Source organism: Streptomyces sp. NPDC091292 (assembly GCF_044757265.1).
Taxonomy (GTDB): domain Bacteria; phylum Actinomycetota; class Actinomycetes; order Streptomycetales; family Streptomycetaceae; genus Streptomyces.
In genome coordinates this window covers 101,520-120,048 of sequence record NZ_JBIVUQ010000006.1, presented here as the reverse complement: position 1 = coordinate 120,048, position 18,529 = coordinate 101,520, and the positions used below count along the sequence as shown (strand labels likewise).

General features: G+C 71.5%; 17 protein-coding genes. 12 read left to right on the top strand and 5 right to left on the bottom strand.

What is annotated here, in order from left to right; all coding sequences use genetic code 11:
* Nucleotides 1-310 precede the first annotated feature (310 nt).
* The 3 genes from ACIQNU_RS18960 to ACIQNU_RS18950 all read left to right on the top strand — a co-directional run bounded on the left by ACIQNU_RS18960 (nucleotide 311) and on the right by ACIQNU_RS18950 (nucleotide 3,722).
* The gene (locus tag ACIQNU_RS18960; RefSeq protein ID WP_401367398.1) at nucleotides 311-2,731 is read left to right on the top strand and encodes an RICIN domain-containing protein; all 2,421 of its coding nucleotides are present in this window, start codon (nucleotides 311-313) and stop codon (nucleotides 2,729-2,731) included.
* 158 nt (nucleotides 2,732-2,889) lie between these two features.
* Entirely contained in the window at nucleotides 2,890-3,345 is a 456-nt protein-coding gene (locus ACIQNU_RS18955; RefSeq protein ID WP_401367395.1) for a cyclic nucleotide-binding domain-containing protein, read from the top strand.
* 140 nt (nucleotides 3,346-3,485) lie between these two features.
* The gene (locus ACIQNU_RS18950; protein ID WP_401367392.1) at nucleotides 3,486-3,722 is read left to right on the top strand and encodes a chaplin; all 237 of its coding nucleotides are present in this window, start codon (nucleotides 3,486-3,488) and stop codon (nucleotides 3,720-3,722) included.
* Nucleotides 3,723-3,860: 138 nt separating this feature from the next.
* Here ACIQNU_RS18950 and ACIQNU_RS18945 read toward each other — a convergent pair whose 3' ends face one another.
* Nucleotides 3,861-4,214 (bottom strand): YkvA family protein, encoded by a 354-nt coding sequence (locus ACIQNU_RS18945; RefSeq protein WP_401367390.1) that lies wholly within the window; start codon nucleotides 4,212-4,214, stop codon nucleotides 3,861-3,863.
* A gap of 216 nt (nucleotides 4,215-4,430) precedes the next feature.
* Here ACIQNU_RS18945 and ACIQNU_RS18940 point away from each other — a divergent pair, with 216 nt between their 5' ends.
* From ACIQNU_RS18940 to ACIQNU_RS18925, 4 genes are all read left to right on the top strand, one after another.
* Nucleotides 4,431-6,542, top strand: coding sequence for a SpoIIE family protein phosphatase (locus ACIQNU_RS18940; protein ID WP_401367388.1), 2,112 nt, complete (start codon nucleotides 4,431-4,433; stop codon nucleotides 6,540-6,542).
* A 158-nt stretch (nucleotides 6,543-6,700) separates the two neighbouring features.
* On the top strand, nucleotides 6,701-7,810 hold the full coding sequence (locus ACIQNU_RS18935) for a hypothetical protein (protein WP_401367385.1): 1,110 nt from the start codon (nucleotides 6,701-6,703) through the stop codon (nucleotides 7,808-7,810).
* A gap of 187 nt (nucleotides 7,811-7,997) precedes the next feature.
* On the top strand, nucleotides 7,998-8,828 hold the full coding sequence (locus ACIQNU_RS18930) for an SAM-dependent methyltransferase (protein ID WP_401367384.1): 831 nt from the start codon (nucleotides 7,998-8,000) through the stop codon (nucleotides 8,826-8,828).
* A gap of 17 nt (nucleotides 8,829-8,845) precedes the next feature.
* Nucleotides 8,846-9,223 (top strand): VOC family protein, encoded by a 378-nt coding sequence (locus ACIQNU_RS18925; protein WP_401367382.1) that lies wholly within the window; start codon nucleotides 8,846-8,848, stop codon nucleotides 9,221-9,223.
* A 149-nt stretch (nucleotides 9,224-9,372) separates the two neighbouring features.
* On the opposite strand, the gene ACIQNU_RS18920 is transcribed toward ACIQNU_RS18925, so the two are convergent.
* Both ACIQNU_RS18920 and ACIQNU_RS18915 read right to left on the bottom strand, forming a co-directional pair.
* Complete coding sequence (locus ACIQNU_RS18920; protein ID WP_401367379.1) at nucleotides 9,373-9,597, bottom strand: hypothetical protein; 225 nt, start codon at nucleotides 9,595-9,597, stop codon at nucleotides 9,373-9,375.
* Between the two features lie 71 nt (nucleotides 9,598-9,668).
* Nucleotides 9,669-10,382, bottom strand: coding sequence for a TetR/AcrR family transcriptional regulator (locus tag ACIQNU_RS18915; RefSeq protein ID WP_401367376.1), 714 nt, complete (start codon nucleotides 10,380-10,382; stop codon nucleotides 9,669-9,671).
* 152 nt (nucleotides 10,383-10,534) lie between these two features.
* On the opposite strand from ACIQNU_RS18915, the gene ACIQNU_RS18910 reads away from it, so the two are divergent.
* The 3 genes from ACIQNU_RS18910 to ACIQNU_RS18900 all read left to right on the top strand — a co-directional run bounded on the left by ACIQNU_RS18910 (nucleotide 10,535) and on the right by ACIQNU_RS18900 (nucleotide 14,329).
* On the top strand, nucleotides 10,535-11,767 hold the full coding sequence (locus ACIQNU_RS18910; protein ID WP_401367374.1) for a saccharopine dehydrogenase family protein: 1,233 nt from the start codon (nucleotides 10,535-10,537) through the stop codon (nucleotides 11,765-11,767).
* Between the two features lie 128 nt (nucleotides 11,768-11,895).
* Nucleotides 11,896-12,501 (top strand): exonuclease domain-containing protein, encoded by a 606-nt coding sequence (locus tag ACIQNU_RS18905; protein ID WP_401367371.1) that lies wholly within the window; start codon nucleotides 11,896-11,898, stop codon nucleotides 12,499-12,501.
* 130 nt (nucleotides 12,502-12,631) lie between these two features.
* Nucleotides 12,632-14,329: a discoidin domain-containing protein gene (locus ACIQNU_RS18900; RefSeq protein WP_401367369.1), complete on the top strand. Its 1,698-nt coding sequence runs from the start codon at nucleotides 12,632-12,634 to the stop codon at nucleotides 14,327-14,329.
* Between the two features lie 33 nt (nucleotides 14,330-14,362).
* Here ACIQNU_RS18900 and ACIQNU_RS18895 read toward each other — a convergent pair whose 3' ends face one another.
* Nucleotides 14,363-15,391 (bottom strand): aldo/keto reductase, encoded by a 1,029-nt coding sequence (locus ACIQNU_RS18895; protein ID WP_401367366.1) that lies wholly within the window; start codon nucleotides 15,389-15,391, stop codon nucleotides 14,363-14,365.
* Nucleotides 15,392-15,541: 150 nt separating this feature from the next.
* Between ACIQNU_RS18895 and ACIQNU_RS18890 the strand changes: the two genes are divergently transcribed.
* A complete protein-coding gene (locus ACIQNU_RS18890; protein WP_401368060.1) occupies nucleotides 15,542-16,183 on the top strand; it encodes a TetR/AcrR family transcriptional regulator in 642 nt (213 codons plus the stop codon).
* Between the two features lie 20 nt (nucleotides 16,184-16,203).
* Here ACIQNU_RS18890 and ACIQNU_RS18885 read toward each other — a convergent pair whose 3' ends face one another.
* A complete protein-coding gene (locus ACIQNU_RS18885) occupies nucleotides 16,204-16,968 on the bottom strand; it encodes a TetR/AcrR family transcriptional regulator (RefSeq protein ID WP_401367365.1) in 765 nt (254 codons plus the stop codon).
* A gap of 61 nt (nucleotides 16,969-17,029) precedes the next feature.
* Here ACIQNU_RS18885 and ACIQNU_RS18880 point away from each other — a divergent pair, with 61 nt between their 5' ends.
* On the top strand, nucleotides 17,030-18,526 hold the full coding sequence (locus tag ACIQNU_RS18880) for a hypothetical protein (RefSeq protein ID WP_401367363.1): 1,497 nt from the start codon (nucleotides 17,030-17,032) through the stop codon (nucleotides 18,524-18,526).
* Nucleotides 18,527-18,529: the final 3 nt, after the last annotated feature.

Sequence of the window (18,529 nt, the reverse complement as noted above, 5' to 3'; positions counted from 1 at the left end):
TCAAGTCCGGCTGAGCGCTGGAACTCTGCTCCCGTGCAACGCACAGCCCTGATCGCCCGCCCGGCCGGTGGAGCGGAAGCCCCGGCCGGACGGGGCCGCCCAGCGCGGCCTGCTTGCGTACCACGAAGGCTCCACCGCGCACCAGTTGTTGTCACGAACCTGGACACCCCCTCCGGCGCCGTGATGTCATGCGGGACCAACAGCCCTTACAACGTTGTACAAGCGCCCCGCTCCAGTCGTTCCCGTTGTGCCAGCGGCACTTCACCCGTCTCGTCACCGCCCTCACCGCGACAGACAGGAACACATCCGCATGCCTATCGACCGACGTCGTGTTCTGCGCACCGGAGCCCTGGCCGCCGGTGCGACGGCCCTCGCCGGACCGCTCACCCCGCTCACCCCTCTCACACCGACCGCGTCGGCGGCTCCGGGTACGGCCGCCCGTCAGGGCCTCGTCCCGGAGGTGTTCCGCAAGTTGCCGTCGGGCAGTGTCCGGGCGCGCGGCTGGCTCGCCGGGCAGCTCCGGCTCCAGCTCGACGGCCTGTGCGGGCGCTACGAGCAGCGCTCGCACTTCCTCGACTTCGCCACCACCGGGTGGGTCCACCCGGACAAGCGCGGGTGGGAAGAGGTCCCGTACTGGCTGCGCGGCTATGTGCCGCTCGCCGTCGCCACCCGCGACACCCACGCCCTGCGCCGCGCCCGCACCTGGATCGACGCGATCCTCGCCACCGAGCAGCCGGACGGCTTCTTCGGCCCGCGTGAGCTGCGGACGGCTCTCAACGGCGGGCCGGACTTCTGGCCCTTCCTGCCGCTGCTGATGGCGCTGCGCACGCACGAGGAGTACACGCGGGACCCGCGCGTGGTGCCGTTCCTCACCCGGTTCCTGCGGTTCATGAACGCACAAGGTCCCGGCGCCTTCGACAGCAGCTGGGTCTCGTACCGCTGGGGCGACGGCCTCGACATCGCCCTGTGGCTGTACGAACGCACCGGCGACGCCTTCCTGCTCGACCTCGCCGCAAAGATGCACACCTACGGCGCCGACTGGACCGGACCGAGCCCGTCGCCGCACAACGTCAACATCGCCCAGGGCTTCCGGGAGCCCGCCCAGTACGCGCGCGTCACCGGCTCCGCCGACCTGACCCGCGCCACCTACCGGGGATACGCGGCCGTGCTCGACGCGTACGGGCAGTTCCCGGGCGGCGGCATCGCGGGCGACGAGAACTACCGTCCCGGCTTCGGCGACCCCCGTCAGGGCTTCGAGACCTGCGGCATCGTCGAGTTCATGGCCAGCCACGAACTCCTCACCCGGACCACCGGCGACCCGGTGTGGGCCGACCGCTGCGAGGACCTGGCCTTCAACATGCTGCCCGCGTCGCTGGACCCCGAGGGCAAGGCGGTGCACTACGTCACCAGCGCCAACAGCGTCGACCTGGACAACACCCGTAAGACGCAAGGGCAGTTCCAGAACGGGTTCGCCATGCAGGCGTTCCAGCCCGGCGTCGACCAGTACCGCTGCTGCCCGCACAACTACGGCATGGGCTGGCCCGGTTACGCCGAGGAGATGTGGCTCGCCACACCGGACGGCGGGCTCGCGGCGGCCCTGTACGCCCCGAGCGAGGTCACCGCGCGGGTCGCCGGGGGAGTGGAGGTGACCGTGCGCGAGGACACCGGCTACCCGTTCACGGAGACGGTCACGCTCACCGTGTCACCGCGCCGCCGCGTCTCCTTCCCGCTGCTGCTGCGGATCCCCGGCTGGTGCGAGGACCCCTCTGTGAGCGTCAACGGCCGCCCGGTGAGCGCCAGTTCCGGCCCCGCCTTCGTCCGGGTCGAGCGCACCTGGTCGCCCGGCGACGAGGTCACACTGCGGCTGCCCCAGCGCACCGCCCTGCGCGACTGGCCCGACAACGGCGACGCCGTCAGCGTCCAGCACGGCCCCCTGACCTACTCGCTCCGCATCGGCGAGAAGTACGTCCGGTACGCGGGCACCGACACCTTCCCCGAGTACGAGGTGCACGCCACCACACCGTGGAACTACGGCCTCGTCCCGGACACCCCGCTGCGCGTCACGCGCGCGAAGGGACCCGTCCCGGACAACCCGTTCACCCACGCCACCGTGCCCGTCCGGATCACCGCCGAAGCGCGCCGCGTCGGCGAATGGGTCGCCGACGACGAGCACGTGGTCGCCCCGCTCCAGCAGAGCCCCGCCCGCAGCACCGCACCCGTCGAACGCGTCAGCCTCGTCCCCATGGGCGCCGCCCGGCTGCGCATCACGGCCTTCCCCACCGCGACACCCGACGGCACGCCCTGGACCGAAGAGCCCGCCTTCCGGCGCGTCCAGAACCGGCACAGCGGCAAAGTCCTCGCCGTGGACGGCATGTCCACCGCGAACAGCGCGCGCGTAGTGCAGTTCGACAACACGGGCACCGGCGACCACGCCTGGCAGCTCGTCGCACGCGGCGACGGCTGGTTCCTCATCCGCAACGGCCACAGCGGCAAGGTCCTCGGCGTCGACGGCATGTCCACGGCCAACAGCGCCCGTGTCGTGCAGTACGAGGACAACGGCACCGCCGACCACCTCTGGCAGTTCGTCGACAACGGCGACGGCTGGCACCGGATCCGCAACCGGCACAGCGGCAAGGTCCTCGGGGTCGACGGGATGTCCACGGCGAACAGCGCGCAGGTCGTGCAGTACGACGACAACGGGACCGCCGATCACCTGTGGCGCCTGCTCTGACACACACGGCGACACAGCGGGACACACCGGTCCGTGGACCGGATTCCCCGTCCCGTATTGCGCGAGGGGCGCGGCGCGGCGCAGGGTGGAGGTGCCGGGCCGCACCCCTCCGGGGCACCCCTTCCGCAGGTGAGGCACCGCCGGCGAGGAGGTTCCGGATGACCCAAGCGACTCGACTGCTCTCGGCGCTGTCCCCCGACCACCGCCACCGCCTGATGACCCTCGCCCAGGAGGTCTCGTTCCCGCAGGACGTGCGGATCTTCGAGGAGGGCGGCGCGGCCGACCGGTTCTGGGTGATCCGCTCCGGTTCCGTCAGCCTCGATCTGAGCCTCCCGGACCGGCGGCGCGTCGGTGTGGACCTCCTGCACCCCGGTGACCTCCTCGGCTGGTCCTGGATGTTCCCGCCGCACCAGTGGGACTTCGGCGCCGAGGCGTTCAGCCAGGTCCGCGCCTACGAGTTCGACGCACCCGCCGTGCGCCGGCTCTGCGACGACGAGCCGGCCCTCGGACTCGTGCTGCTGCGGACCATCGCGGAGATCCTGGCGCACCGTCTGGAGACGGCCCGGACGAAGCTGATCGAGCACTACCGGTTGCACGGCGGCGCCGTCCTGTGACGGTCCCCGTAACACTCCGTTCGGGCCCGCTCCCGGATCGGAGGGGCGCGACGCGCCGTCGACCGGATCAATCAGCGGGTTGTCGGACGAACATGCCGTCGGATGGGTGTGTCACACGCCCTTCCCGATGGGAGATGAAGATGTTTGTACGTACTGCTGTCGTCGCCGGTTTCCTGACCGCCGGTGCCGTCCTCGGTGGTGCCGGTGTCGCAGCCGCCGACGCCGGTGCCGAAGGTGTCGCGATCGGTTCGCCGGGTGTCCTCTCCGGCAATGTCATCCAGGTTCCGGTGAACGTGGACGCCAACGTCTGCGGCAACAGCATCGACGTGATCGGTGTGCTGAACCCGGCCTTCGGCAACGTCTGCAAGAACCGCTGACCATTGCCGGCAGCGGTCGGTGAAGGCCCTCGTGGCCCGTACCGGCCGCACCCGCGTCACCGCGGTGCCCCTCGCGTCCGACGTGAGGGGCACCACACGCGTGAACGGGGTCATTCGGGGCCATCCGAGTCATCCGAGTCATCCAGGGGGTGCGCCCTTCACGTCCCGCGCCTCCACCCCGCCCCCTGCCTCCGCCCCCGGCCCCGCACCACCCGCCCCGATCCCGCGCTTCGCCGCCGCCGAGTGCAGTGCCCGCAGGGCGAGGAGCAGTACGCCGATGTCGTCCAGGTACACCGGGTCCGGCAGCAGATCCACCGGTGACAGCGTGTAGAGCACCGCACACCAGAACAGGGCCTTGTCCCGCACCGGGACCCCGGCGTCGAGCAGCAGCTTGCGGGCCCGTATCACCCGGACCAGAAGAATCGCGGCGGCGACCGCCATGAGCAGCGCGGCGACCGCGGCCAGCGTGAGCAGCCAAGCGGTGGCGTCCATGACTGCCGTCTACCCGCCCTGAGGGGCGCACTCATCCCGCCCGCGCCGATCGGGTGGCGTGCGCGCCCCCGTACACGCCCCGCACCTGCCCGAATACACCCTGCGGGGAGGCTGCGGTCCGGCGGGCCCCCGCGAGAGCATGGGGGCGCCAACCGGAGCGCACGGAGGCAGACTGGGGTGGCCCCGTGTCGAGGCGGCGGTGGAGGATCGGCGGCGATGGGCGAGAGCGACGCGTACGGGAGCGGGCCCCGGACCGACAAGGACGGGGAGGCCGGTGCTGCCGCCACGGGCAAGGACGGCGACATACGTGCCGTCACCGGCGGGCTCCTCGACATGCTGGGCGTCGCCGCCGTAGTCCTGGACGCCGAGGGCCGCATCGTCCTCTGGAGCCCCCAGGCCGAACAGCTCTTCGGCTACAGCGCCACCGAGGCCCTGGGCCAGTACGCGGCCCGCCTCTTCGTCGCCGAGGACCACCTCGCGCGCGTACTGAACCTCTTCGACGAGGTCATGCGGACCGGCGAGAGCTGGTCGGGGGTCTTCCCCGTGCGCCACAAGAACGGCGAGTCACGGCTCCTGGAGTTCCGCAACGTACGGCTCTTCGACGACCTCGGGGACGTCTACGCCCTCGGTCTCGTCACCGACCAGGAGATGCTGCGGCAGCTCGAACGCGACCTGGCCCTGTCCGTACGCCTGGTGGAACAGTCCCCGATCGGCGTCGCCGTCATGGACACCGAACTGCGGTACATGGCCGTCAACCCCGGTCTCGAACGCGTCAACGGCGTCAGCGCCGAGGCCTGCATCGGCCGCCGGCTCGGCGAGATCCTGCCGTCCGTCGGCGCGGAGGTCCTGGAAGGGCTGATGCGTCAGGTACTGGCCACCGGCGACCCCGTCCTGGACCACGAGGTCGTCGGCCGCACGCCCGCCGACCTCACCGCCGACCACGCCTGGTCGCTGTCCCTGTACCGGCTGGAGGCGGCCGGCGGCCGGATCCTCGGCCTCGCCGTCTCGGTCATCGACGTCACCGACAGGCACCGCGCCGCCCTGGAGGCCGAACGGGCCCGGCACCGGCTCGCGCTCGTCGCCGACGCCTCGGTACGCATCGGCACCACCCTCGACCTGGAACAGACCGCACGGGAACTCGCCGCCGTCGCCGTGCCCGAACTCGCCGACGTGGCCGCCGTCGACGTCCTCGAAACCGTCCTGCGGGAGCGGCCGGGGCGCGTCCTCACCGACGGCACCGCGATGTTCCGCGCGCTCGCCGTCGCCAGCGCCCATCCGACGCTCGCGCTCCAGGCCGCCGACCCGCCGGGGCAACCCGCGCGCTACGGCGCCGACCGGCTCGTCACCCGCTGTGTCACCACCGGCCGTCCCGTCCACATCGCCCGGGTCGCCGCGCACGACCTGCCGTCCATCGCCCGCGACGCGGAGGCCGCCGCACTCCTCGCGCGGGCCGGCGTCCACTCGTATCTGGCCGTGCCGCTGATCGCGCGCGGCGAAGTGCTCGGCGCCCTCGACCTCAAACGCGCCCACACCTCCCTGCCGTTCGGCGAGGACGACATCCTCCTGGCCTGCGAACTCGCCGCCCGCGCCGCCGTCTGCATCGACAACGCCCGCTGGTACCGGCAGCAGCGCGACATCGCCCTCACCCTCCAGCGCAGCATGCTCCCCGAGCCGCCGGCCAGCCGCGCCGGACTCGACATCGCCTCGCGCTACCAGCCGGCCGGCGCGGCCAGCGAGGTCGGCGGCGACTGGTTCGACGTCATCCACCTCCACGACGGCAGGACCGCGCTCGTCGTCGGCGACGTCATGGGCAGCGGCATCAACGCGGCGGCCACCATGGGCCGGCTCCGCACGGCGACGCAGACCCTGACCCGGCTGGCCCTCGACCCGGCCGAGGTCCTGCACCACCTGGACGAGATCACCACCGACCTGGAACCCAACCTCGCCACCTGCCTCTATGCCGTGTACGACCCGGTCCGCGCGGAGTGCTGCCTCGCCAACGCCGGGCACCTGCCGCCGGTCCTCGTCCCGGACGGCGGCCCGCCCTGGCTGCTCGACCTGCCCCGGGGCGCGCCCCTCGGCGTCGGCGGGGTGCCCTTCCGCTCGGTCACCGTCGACCTGGCCCCGGGCGACCGGCTCGTCCTCTACACCGACGGCCTGGTCGAGAGCCGCCTGATCGACATCGACACCCGCCTCGACGCCCTGCTGCGGCTGCTGGACACACCGGACCCGTCCCTGGAGGACACCTGCGAGCGCCTGTTGCGTCTGCTGCGCGGGGCGGACGACCACGACGACGTGGCGCTGCTGATCGCGAGCCCCAGCCGGTGACGTTCAGATAGTGACGTCCAGATGGTGACGTCCGGCCGGTGCGCGTCCGGCCCCGGTGGCGGGGTGTGCGAGCAGCGGTTACGAATGCTCCAGGTAACGATGCATTTGCGCCGGTTGATCTGCATCCCACAGATCAATGACTCTGGAGTATGAGGCTCATGGCGACCGACTCATTTCCCGCGCACACCGGGAACCCACCCCCCACCGAGCCCGAGGCGCCCTACGACGCCGGCCGGCCCGACGAGGACATATCCGGCCCCGGTCCCGACCCCGCGGACCGGCTGACCCGTACTGTCGTCGTCGCCAGATCGCTCGACGAGGTTCTCCAACTCATCACCCTTCTGGAGGAGTCGCCGGACCACGCGCGGATCGTCGCGGAGGCCGTCAGGGCCGCCGCCGTGGAACGCCCCGTGGACGACGTGACCCGGATGGTGGACTCGCTGAGCCGCCCCCCGCACTCCCCCGACACCGCCGACGCGGCGATCCGCACGGCGACCGAGCAGCGCACCCTGGACGACGTGAGCCGTCTGATGGTGCTGCTGCACCGGCCGCCCCACGCTCCGCGCGCCGCCGACGAAGCCGTCCGCTCCGCCGCCGCCAGCCGCACCGTCGAGGAACTCGCGGAACTCATCGGCCGGTTGGGGCACGAGAAGGCGGCCCCCGCCGAGCCACCCCCGGACGAACCGTCGCCCGACGCCCCGCCCCCGGTGGAGGACGACGCCAAGGACGACGCCAAGATGCGGCCCGCACGGCAGCCGGCCGTCAAGGTCGCACCCCTGGTGACACCGATCCGGCCCGTCTCGGCCCATCGGGCAGCGGGCCGCACCGTCGGTCCCCGGCTGTGGCTCCGGTGGCTCGCCGCCCTCGCGTTCCTCGCGTCCGGGCTCACCAACCTCCCGCTGTACGGCCATGGAGCGTCCGCGTCCGTGTACGGCGCCCTGCTGGCCGGCGCCGTCCTGTGTCTCGTCGCGGCAGTCGTCGTACCGCTGCTGCGGCGCGGTGCCGCGGTGGCGGCAGGCGTCGCGGTCCTGGTGAGCGTTGCCTTCGCCGGAGCCCGGCTGGTGCCCGCCGGCCGGACGCGCGCGGTCGGGGACGCGCTGGAACACACCCTCGCGCCCGGCGGCGTGGCGGCGGGAGCGGCCCTGGCCGCCGTCGTCGCCGGGATCGCCGTCCTGTTGGTACTGGCCGGAGTGTTCGACCGGAACAAGGACACGGGCAGGCCCCGGTACGGCAACCCCGTCCTGATGTCGGACCGGGGCATCGACTGACCGGGCGGACACCGTCCCCGGCGGGGCGGTGGTGAAGCGGCACGCGTCGCTCCACCACCGCCCCGCCGCCGTGCTCCGGCCATTCATCCGCCCCACGGGTGCACGGGCTCAAGTCGGTTGGCTACATTGCGGGTTGACCGCAACTGCGGGGTGACCGCAGAAGCCCCCTGGCCGAGGAGACCGACCCGTGACCGAGAACCCGGCAGGCGCGGACCCCCTGTCCGACCCGATGCGCGCCCGTATCAACACGAGCCTGCCGCACACGGCCCGTATCTGGAACTACTGGCTGGGCGGCAAGGACAACTACGACGTCGACCGTGCGGCGGGCGACCAGATCCGTCAACTGCACCCGGGCATCGGCGACTACGCGCGCGAGGACCGCCTCTTCCTCGGACGCGCCGTCAGTCATCTCGTCGCCGACGCCGGCATCCGGCAGTTCCTCGACATCGGCACCGGACTCCCGACCGCCGACAACACCCACGAGGTCGCCCAGCGCATCGCCCCCGAGTCCCGCGTCGTCTACGTCGACAACGACCCGCTGGTCCTCGCGCACGCCCGCGCCCTGCTCACCAGCAGCCGCGAAGGCCGGACCGACTACCTCGACGCCGACCTGCGCGACACCGACGCGATCCTCGAACACGCCGCCAAGACGCTGGACCTGAGCGAGCCGGTCGCCCTCATGCTGCTCGGCGTCGTCATCTTCATCGGCGACGACGACGAGGCGTACGGCATCGTCCGCGACCTCATGGAACGGCTGCCGTCCGGCAGCCACCTTGTGCTCTCGCACACCATCACCAGCCCGGCCATGCCCGACGTGGACGCGGCGGTGGCGTTCTGGAACGAGCACGGCACACCCAAGCTGCGGCAGCGCACCCCGGAAGCCGTCGGCCGTTTCTTCGACGGACTCGACCTCCTCGACCCCGGCCTGGTCTCCTGCTCACGCTGGCGCCCGGCGGTGACCGGGACCACCGAGCCGGAGGAAGTGGCCATGTTCGGCGGGGTGGCCCGCAAGGTGTAGCACCTTATGCTCAGCCCATGATCGCCGACTTGCAGTGCGTCGTCCTCGACTGTCCCGAACCCGGTGTGCTCGCCGGGTTCTACCGGTCCCTCCTCGGCGGGTACGTCGACCGCCCGGACCGGCGCTGGGCGCTGGGTGAGGACTGGTCGACACTGCACACGGCGTCCGGGCTCGTGCTCGCGTTCCAGCGGGTGGCGGACTACCGGCCGCCGATGTGGCCGGACCCGGAGCGCCCCCAGCAGTTCCACTTCGACTTCGCCGTCCCCGACCTGGACGCCGCCCACGACGAGATCCTGACTCTCGGGGCGACCGTGCTGGACGGCGGTTCGGGTGAAGGGAGTTGGCGTATCTACGCGGACCCGGCGGGCCACCCGTTCTGCCTGGTCCGGCACTGAGCCACCCGGTATACGCCGAACGGCCCGCCGACGTACGCCACGCCACGCAGCGCGGTGGGGTGCGGTGCAGCGCGGTGCGTGGCGGTGCGGTCCGGCGCACGCCAAGGGGCGCACCCGTTCGGGCGCGCCCCTTGGGCGTGGCGACGGGGTCAGCGCTCCGAGCGCTCGTCCCTGTCGTCCCTCATGTCCTGACCCTGCTCCCGGCCGTGCTGGGCCTGGTCGCGGGCCTGGTCACGGTCCTGGTCGCGGTCCTGCGGCGGACGGCCGTGCTGGTGGGCTTCCTGCTGGCCCCGCTCCTTGGCGTCGCCGGCGGCCCGCTGCGCCTTGTCCTTGATCTGCTCGGCCTTCTCGTTGAACTGGTCCTTGATACCCATGACGGCTCCTCAGCACTGTGGGGGGTGGACGGGATCAGCCTTGCACGGTCTTCCTCTGCGTGCATTTTCGACTACGCGAGGTGACGGAGGCCGGCCAACTGCGCCCCCGCGCTGTCGAGCAGCATGTCCAGCGCCGTCGGATACGCGCTGTCGTTCATCCGGGCCACCAGCAGCGGCGCCGTCGCCGCGATGTGCGGATGTGTCGCGGCGGGCAGCCGCGCGTAGGTCGCCTGCCACACCTCCTGATCCGCATCGCGCGCCGCGGCCGGCAGCGCGAGCGACGCCGCGTCGAGGGCCGCGAAGGCCAGGCTCTGATCGATGAACGCGTGGTAGATCCGCACGGCGTCGGCGACCGGGAACCCGGCCGTGCGCAGTACCCCGAGGATCGTCTCGTCGGCCGCCACCTCGTGCGCCCTGCCGCTCACCCGGCTCGCCGTGAGCACCGCTGCCTGCGGGTGCCCCAGATACGCGGCGTGGATCCGCAGCCCCAGTGCCCGCAGGTCGGCGCGCCAGTCCCCGGTGCTCTCCCAGCCATCCACGGCCCGGCCGACCAGCACGTCCCCGATCGCCAGGGTCAGATCGTCGATACCCCGGAAGTACCGGTACAGCGTGCTCGGATCCGCGCCCAGGGCGGTGCCGAGCCGTCGTACCGTCAGGCCCGCGCCGCCGTGTTCCCGCAGCATCCGCAGCGCGGTGTCCACGATCAGCCGCTCGGACAGGACCGCGCCCCTCTTCGTCGGGCGCCGTCGCCGCCGCCCCTCCTCCGGCACCACCGGTTTGGCCATGACCGCACACTCCCTCCGCCCCCGGCGAGCCGGTGGGCCCGCCGGGCCAGTGAGCTTATGCCAACACCATTGACGTGAACAGGCACGCCCCCGTTGGATGCGCGGAACGGGACAACCGAGAGGTCCCGAACCCGGAGAACGGAGTTTCCGCCATGCGTGTTCTGCTCGTGGGCGCCGGAGGTGTCGGCACCGCCCTCACCCGTATCGCCGCCCGCCGCCCCTTCTTCGACCACATGGTCATCGCCGACTACGACCTCTCCCGGGCCGAGGCGGCCGTCGCGGCCCTCGTGGCCGACGGCAAGGGTGCCCGCTTCCGCGCCGAACGCATCGACGCGAGCGACGAGTCGGCGGTCACCGACCTGCTGCGCCTGGAGCGCTGCGACGTCCTGGTCAACGCGACCGACCCGCGCTTCGTGATGCCGCTGTTCCAGGCGGCCCTGGCGGCGGGCGCGCACTACCTCGACATGGCGATGTCCCTGTCCCGCCCGCACCCGGACCGCCCGTACGAGGAGTGCGGGGTCAAGCTGGGCGACGCCCAGTTCGAGCGCGCCGCCGACTGGGAGAAGTCCGGGAAGACCGCCCTCGTCGGCATGGGTGTGGAGCCGGGCCTGTCGGACGTGTTCGCCCGGTACGCCGCCGACGAACTCTTCGACGAGATCGAGGAGATCGGCATTCGTGACGGCGCGAACCTCACGGTCGACGGCTACGACTTCGCACCCTCCTTCAGTATCTGGACCACCATCGAGGAGTGCCTCAACCCGCCCGTCGTCTACGAGGCGGAGCGCGGCTGGTACACCACCGAGCCGTTCAGCGAGCCGGAGGTCTTCGACTTCCCCGAGGGCATCGGCCCCGTCGAGTGCGTCAACGTCGAACACGAGGAAGTGCTCCTCGTACCCCGCTGGGTGGATGCCCGCCGGGTCACCTTCAAGTACGGCCTCGGCGATGACTTCATCCGCACGCTGCGGTCCCTGAACCTGGTGGGCCTGGACCGCACGGAACCGGTGTCCGTCGCGGCGGCGGACGGCTCGGGCCCGGTCCGGGTCTCACCGCGTGACGTGGTCGCGGCCTGTCTGCCGGACCCGGCGACCCTCGGCGACCGTATGCACGGCAAGACCTGCGCGGGCACCTGGGTCAAGGGCACCAAGGACGGCCGCCCGCGCGAGGTGTACCTCTACCACGTGGTCGACAACCAGTGGTCCATGCGTGAGTACGGCAGTCAGGCCGTCGTCTGGCAGACCGCCGTCAACCCGGTCGTCGCCCTCGAACTGCTCGCGTCGGGCGCCTGGTCCGGCGCCGGAATCCTCGGCCCGGAGGCCTTCCCGGCCCGCCCGTTCCTGGACCTGCTCACCGAATACGGCTCGCCTTGGGGCCTGCGCGAGCAGTAGCCGAGTGGGGCGGACCGCTGAAGTCGGCCCAGGAGCAAGGCAGTTGAGGCCCGGCCGTCCGGGTGGAGGTGTGTGGCGTAGGGAAACCCGGATGACCGGAGCGGCACCGGGTCCCTACGCTCGCCGCCATGGACACCCCGTACACCGGAGGCGGCGCGGACCTCCTGAACGTCGTCGACATCGAGGCCACCTGCTGGGACGGGCAGCCGCCGCCCGGTCAGGTGAGCGAGATCATCGAGATCGGCCTGACCGTGGTCGACATCGCCGCGCGGAAACGTCTCGCCCGACACCGCGTCCTGGTGCGCCCCGCGCGCTCGGAGGTGAGCGCGTTCTGCACCGAACTCACCGGTCTGACGCAGGCCGAGGTGGACACCGGTGTCGACTTCGCCGCCGCCTGCCGCGAGTTGGCCGTGACGCACCTGTCCGGTGTGCGCCCGTGGGCCAGTTGGGGGGACTACGACCGGAACCAGTTCACCCGTCAGTGCCGTGTGACGGGGGTGCCGTACCCCTTCGGTCACCGCCACGCCAACGCCAAGCGGGTCTTCACCGAGGCGTACGGGCTGGTCAAGCGCCCCGGGATGGCCCAGGCGCTGACGGTCGCGGGGCTGCCGCTGGAGGGGCGCCATCACAGCGGCGAGGACGATGCCTGGAACATCGCGGCGCTGATTCTGGACGTCGCCGCGCGAGGCGCCTGGCCGGACCCGAACCGTGCCTCAGGGCCCGACGGAAGCTGACTGTCGCGTCTTTGTGGCCGCATGTCGAGAATTTGCGTGCACTCATCTTGTCTGTGCACCGACATGTTCATAGGTTGGCGCTCACGCACCGCACCCTCCGCGCACCCCCTCGACCCCCCTGCGAGGAATCGTGAGCATCTCCCGACGGTCCGTGATCCTCTCCGCGCTCGCCGGTACGGCCACGGCGGGCCTCAGCACGGCGGCGACCGCGACGGCGACGGCAGCCGCCCAGGCCCCCGCCGCCTCACCCCCCGGCGACGTGGTCGGCAAGATCACGGTCGGCTACCAGGGCTGGTTCGCGTGCATCGGCGACGGTGCCCCCATCAACAGTTGGTGGCACTACAGCAGCAACGCGTCGCAGCCGCCGTCCCCGACCAACACCACCCTGGTCTCCTGGCCGGACATGGGTGACTTCACCCGCGGCTACCGGACGGCCTATCCGAACCTCGGCAACGGTGCCCCCGCCACCCTGTTCTCGTCCTGGGACCAGCAGACGGTCGACACACACTTCCGCTGGATGCGGGACAACGGCTGCGACACGGCCGCCCTCCAGCGTTTCAACCCGTACGGCGCCGAGGGCCCGACCCGGGACGGCATGGCGCAGAAGGTGCGCCAGTCGGCGGAGGCGTACGGCCGCAAGTTCTACATCATGTACGACGTCACCGACTGGCTGTCCATGCAGACCCAGATCAAGGACGACTGGACGACGAAGATGAAGGCGCACACGGCCTCGACCGCGTACGCCCGCCAGAACGGCAAACCCGTCGTCTGCATCTGGGGGTTCGGCTTCTCCGAGCCCAGCCGGCCCTTCACGCCCGGACCCTGCAAGGAGGTCGTCGACTGGTTCAAGGCGCAGGGCTGTTACGTCATCGGGGGAGTGCCGACCCACTGGCGCACCGGCACGGGGGACTCCCGCCCCGGATTCCTGGACGTGTACCACTCGTGCGACATGATCTCGCCCTGGATGGTCGGCCGGGTCACCAATGTCCCGGGCGCCGACGGGTACCTGCGGGACGTGAACACCCCCGACCTCGCGGACTGCGCGGCCCGGGGCATCGACTACCAGCCGTGCGTGATCCCCGGCGACCTTCAGTCAGGGCACCGGGCGCACGGCGATCTGATGTGGCGCCAGTTCTACAACCTCGTCGGCATCGGGGTGCAGGGCTTCTACATCTCGATGTTCGACGAGTTCAACGAGGGCAACCAGATCGCCAAGACCGCCGAGACCGCCGCGTCCGTCCCGGCGGGCTCCGGGATCCGCGCGCTCGACGAGGACGGCACGGCCTGCTCGTCCGACTACTACCTGCGCCTCACCGCCGACGGCGGCCGGATGCTGAAGGGGCAGATCGCCCTGACGCCGGTCCGCCCCACCGTCCCGTACCCGGGCGGCGTCCCGGAGCCCACCGGTGACCTGGCGCTGCGCCGCCCGGCCGCGGCGAGCGGCCAGACGCAGGCATACGGGCCGGGCAACGCGGTGGACGGTGACCCCGGCACGTACTGGGAGAGCGTCAACAACGCCTTCCCGCAGTGGATCCAGGTCGATCTCGGCGCCGCCCGTTCGGTGCAGCGGGTGGTGCTCACCCTGCCGCCGAATCCGGCCTGGGCCACCCGCGTCCAGACCCTCTCCGTCCAAGGCGGCCTCAACGGCACGGACTTCACCACGCTCGCCGGGTCCGCGGGCCGCACCTTCGACCCGGCCACCGGCAACACGGCCACGGTGACCTTCCCGGCCGCGACCGCCCGTTACGTCCGCATCCACTTCACCGCCAACACCGGGTGGCCGGCGGGCCAGCTCTCCGGCCTGAGCGTGTACGGGACGTCCGCGTAACCGTCTTCGGGCAGGGCGCCGACCGGTCGCGGGTCAGGCGGCGGAGCGCTCGTCCGGCACCCGGCGCCGCAGCCCGGCCCGCTGGACGGCGGGCGGGTCGTACGCCATGTCGAGCGCCCCGACGTCGGTGCCCGGGGGCACGATCGCGTCGATCCGGTCGAGGATCTCGTCGCTGAGTGTGGTCTCCGCACCCGCGAGGAGGTCGTCGAGATGGGTCATGGTGCGCGGCCCGATGATGGCGGATGTGACGCCGGGGTGGGCGATGGCGAAGGCCATCGCCAGGTGGGTCAGGGGCATCCCGGCGTCCCGCGCGAGGGCGATGAGCTGTTCGACGGTGTCGAGCCGGCGCTCGTCGGTCAGGTGCCGGTAGCCGCGGCTCGCGCGGTGGCTGTCGGTCTCGTGGCCCTTGCGGAACCGGCCGGTGAGCAGGCCCTGCGCGAGCGGGCTCCAGACCAGGGCGCCCATGCCGTAGCGCTCACAGACGGGCAGGACCTCGCGCTCGATGCCGCGGTTGAGGATCGAGTACGGCGGCTGCTCGGTGCGGAACCGCTGCAAGCCCCGCCGTTCGGCGACCCACTGCGCCTCGACGATGTCCGACGCGGGAAAGGTGGAGGAGCCGATGGCGCGGACCTTTCCCGCGCGCATCAGATCCGTGAGCGTCGAGAGAGTCTCCTCCACGTCGGTGTCGGGCGCGGGCCGGTGGACCTGGAACAGGTCGACGTGGTCGGTCCCCAGGCGGCGCAGCGAGTCCTCCAGCGCACGGGTCAGCCAGCGCCGGGAGTTGCCCTGCTGGTTGGGGTCGTCGCCCATCGGGAGGTGGGCCTTGGTGGCCAGGACGACCTCGTCCCGGCGGCCCTTGAGCGCCTGTCCGACGATCTCCTCGGACTCGCCGCGCGAGTAGGCGTCGGCGGTGTCGACGAAGTTGATGCCCGCGTCCAGCGCCTTGTGGATGATCCGGACGGAGTCGTCGTGATCGCGGTTTCCCACGGCGCCGAACATCATCGCGCCCAGACAGTAGGGACTGACCTTGATACCGGTCCGCCCCAGAGTGCGGTACTTCATGGTTCTCCTTGCCCGAAGCCGATTGTTCATGGCCGATTGCTCATGGCCCGCGTGCGGCGCAGCGGCTAGGCTGCATACCGGAACAACGTTCCACCTAGAACAATACGGAACACTGTTCCGTTTAGCAAGGGAAGCGCCGTGCGTGAGGACATGACTCAGGACCAGGGCACGACTCGGGTGACCGGAACCGAGGCGACGTCGGAAGGGCAGCCCGTCAAGCGGGTGCGCGCGGACGCGCAACGCAGCACCGACGCCCTGCTCTCGGCGGCGGCGGACGTCTTCGCCACCTCGGGCGTCGACGCCCCCGTCCGCCAGATCACCGCGAAGGCGGGGGTGGGGGCGGGCACCCTGTACCGCCACTTCCCGCAGCGGGCCGACCTCATCGCGGCGGTCTTCCGCCACGAGGTCGACGCCTGCGCCGACGCCGCACCCACCCTCGTGGCCCAGTGCGGCCCGGCCGAAGCGCTCGCCGAATGGCTCCAGCGCTTCGCGGTCTTCATCGCCACGAAACGCGGACTCAGCGCCGCCCTGCACTCGGGCGACCCGACCTACGACAGCCTGCCCGCCTACTTCGAGCAGCGCCTCATACCCGTCCTCACCACGCTCCTGGACAGCGCGGCGCGAGCCGGTGAGATCCGTGCCGACGTCGACCCCGACGACATCCTGGTGGCCACCCGCAATCTCACCCTGCCCGCCCACGAGGACGAGAACGGCCACACCCGACGCATGATCGCCCTCCTCGTCGACGGCCTTCGCTACGGCACTCGGACCCACACACCGGAAACCTGCTGACGGCCAAATCGTCTGGTCGCCTACTGCGACGCGGTGTGAGACGGGCCGTCCGGGCGGGGCAGTCGGGTCGCGATGCCGTCGATCAGGAAGGACAGGCTGAGCGCGAACTGTTCGTCCATGTCCGGTCCGGACGGTGACGTCATCCATGCGGTCAGCGCCGGATGGCGCCCGTCGGCCGCCGCCAGCTCCCGCGCCGCCGTGATCGCCTCCGCGAGCTGGAGCGGGGTGTGCAGACCGTGGCGGCGCCGCATGGCGCGTTCCTCGGCCTCCTGCTGGGCGCTGCCGAAGATGTGCCGGTCGAGGAGCGCGACGTATGTCATCGCGTCGCCGACCGTCACCCCCTGCCGGACGAGGATCTGCAGCAGGTACTCGGTGCGGCGCATCATGTGCGGGCCCAACGGCGGCCGGGTCGGCACGAGTTGGGCGTACCAGAGGTGGCGCTTGACCATGGCCCAGCTGTCGGTGGCGACCCGGCGGAGGTCGGCGCGCCAGTCGCCGCCCGGTTCGTCCGGCAGCGGGATCTCGCCCGTGACGTGATCGAGCATCAGGTCGACCAGGCCGTCCTTGCTGAGGACGTAGCGGTAGAGCGCCATCGGTGTGTACGGGCCGAGACGCCGGGCGACCGCCGCCATGGTGAGCGCGCCGGCACCCCCTTCGTCGGCGACGGCGACCGCGGCCTTCACGATGTCGTCCCGCTCCAGGGGGCTCTGCCGCCGCCGGGGCGGGGGCCGGGTCCAGATCAAGGGCGGCGGCGCACTCTCCGGGCCCTCCGGGTTCTCCTTCACGGGAAGAGTATATAGACTCAAGCGGAAGTATATGGCGTATACGTAAGTGGAGAGAGCGCGCATGAGTCCGTCCGCCACCCCGCCCGGGATCCGTCTGGGCATCGTCCGCAGCGTCAGCTACGGACTCTTCGGACCGCCGGACAGCTTCGTCCCCGAGATCCGCGAGCTGGGCGGTTCACTGGTCCGCGTCTATGTGTACTGGAGCCAGGTCGAGCCGGAGGAGGGCCGCTACGACTGGACGGTGGTCGACGCGCTTCTCGGGCAGCTCGACCCGGCGGCCGAGACCTGGGTGACCGTCTGCTCCAGCTCCCCGTGGGCCACCCGGCACCCCACGGACTTCCTCCCGTCGTCACCGGCGAAGGACAGGGAGCGTTACGCCCGTTTCATAAGGGAGTTGGTCACGCGCTGCCGGGGGCGCGTGGAGTACTGGCAGTGCAACAACGAGCCCAGCAACACCGGGATGCTCTGGGCGGGCACCGCCCCCGAGTACGTCGAGCAGCTCACCGCATTCGCCGCCGTCGTGCGCGCCGCCGACCCGGACGCGGCGCTCGTGCTCGGCGGCTGCGGCTACGACGTACTCGCGAGCCCCGACGGCAGCCCGGCCCGGCAGTTCTTCGACCAGGTCGTCGCCGACGGACGGGACTCCTTCGACCTGTTCGCCGTCAACCTGTACGGAGACCCCCGCGCCGTCCCGGACCAGGTGGAGTCCGTCCGCGCGATGATGCGCCGCCACGGCTACGAACGGCCGGTGGTGGCGGGGGAGTACAACGGTCCGATCCTCTTCGAATTCCCGGCGGCGCAGGGCGTGTTCGAGGCGACGATGACGGCGGCGTTCGGGGGCACGATTGCTGATTCCGGCACTGATTCCGGCACCGATTCCGGTCTCGGCGCGGACCCCGAAGTATCCGCAGCGCCCGAGTCGCCGGACCGCCTGACGATGCGAGCCCTGTACGCCCGCGCCGCCGAACTCCCGCCCGAGCTGCGGATGTTCCTGGACGACTGCCCGCCGGACCTGGCCGCGAAGCGGGACCGTATCAACCGCCGCCAGCTCGTCACCCGCAATGTCCTCGCCCTGGCGTCGGGCGTCACGCGGACGGTCTGCTGGAATCTCGCCCCTGAGGTCCCGGGCTACGCCGACCCGCTCAACCTGATGGGCTTCCTGTTCGGCAAACTCGCGCTCATGGACTACGAGGGCCGGGCCCTTACCGCGCGCCGCCCGTCCGCCGAGACCTTCGCGCTGCTCGCGGACCACCTGGAGGGCGCCACATCCGTGTGCCGCCTCGACCACGGCGGGCGGGGGCAGAGGGCGGACCAGGAAGTGTTCGCCTTCGAGGTGGTACGCGACAGCCGTCCCCCACTGCACATCCTCTGGTCCGACGGCGACACCTTCACCGGCGAGGACGCACCCCCGACCCCCGTCGACTGGCCCTGGCCCCACCCCACCGCCCACGTCACCGACACCTTCGGCAGCCACGTGACGGCGCCCCACGACGGAGCCGCCGTACACCTGGACCTCTCCGTCACACCCCTGTTCCTCACCACCGCCCCCCGGACCTGAACG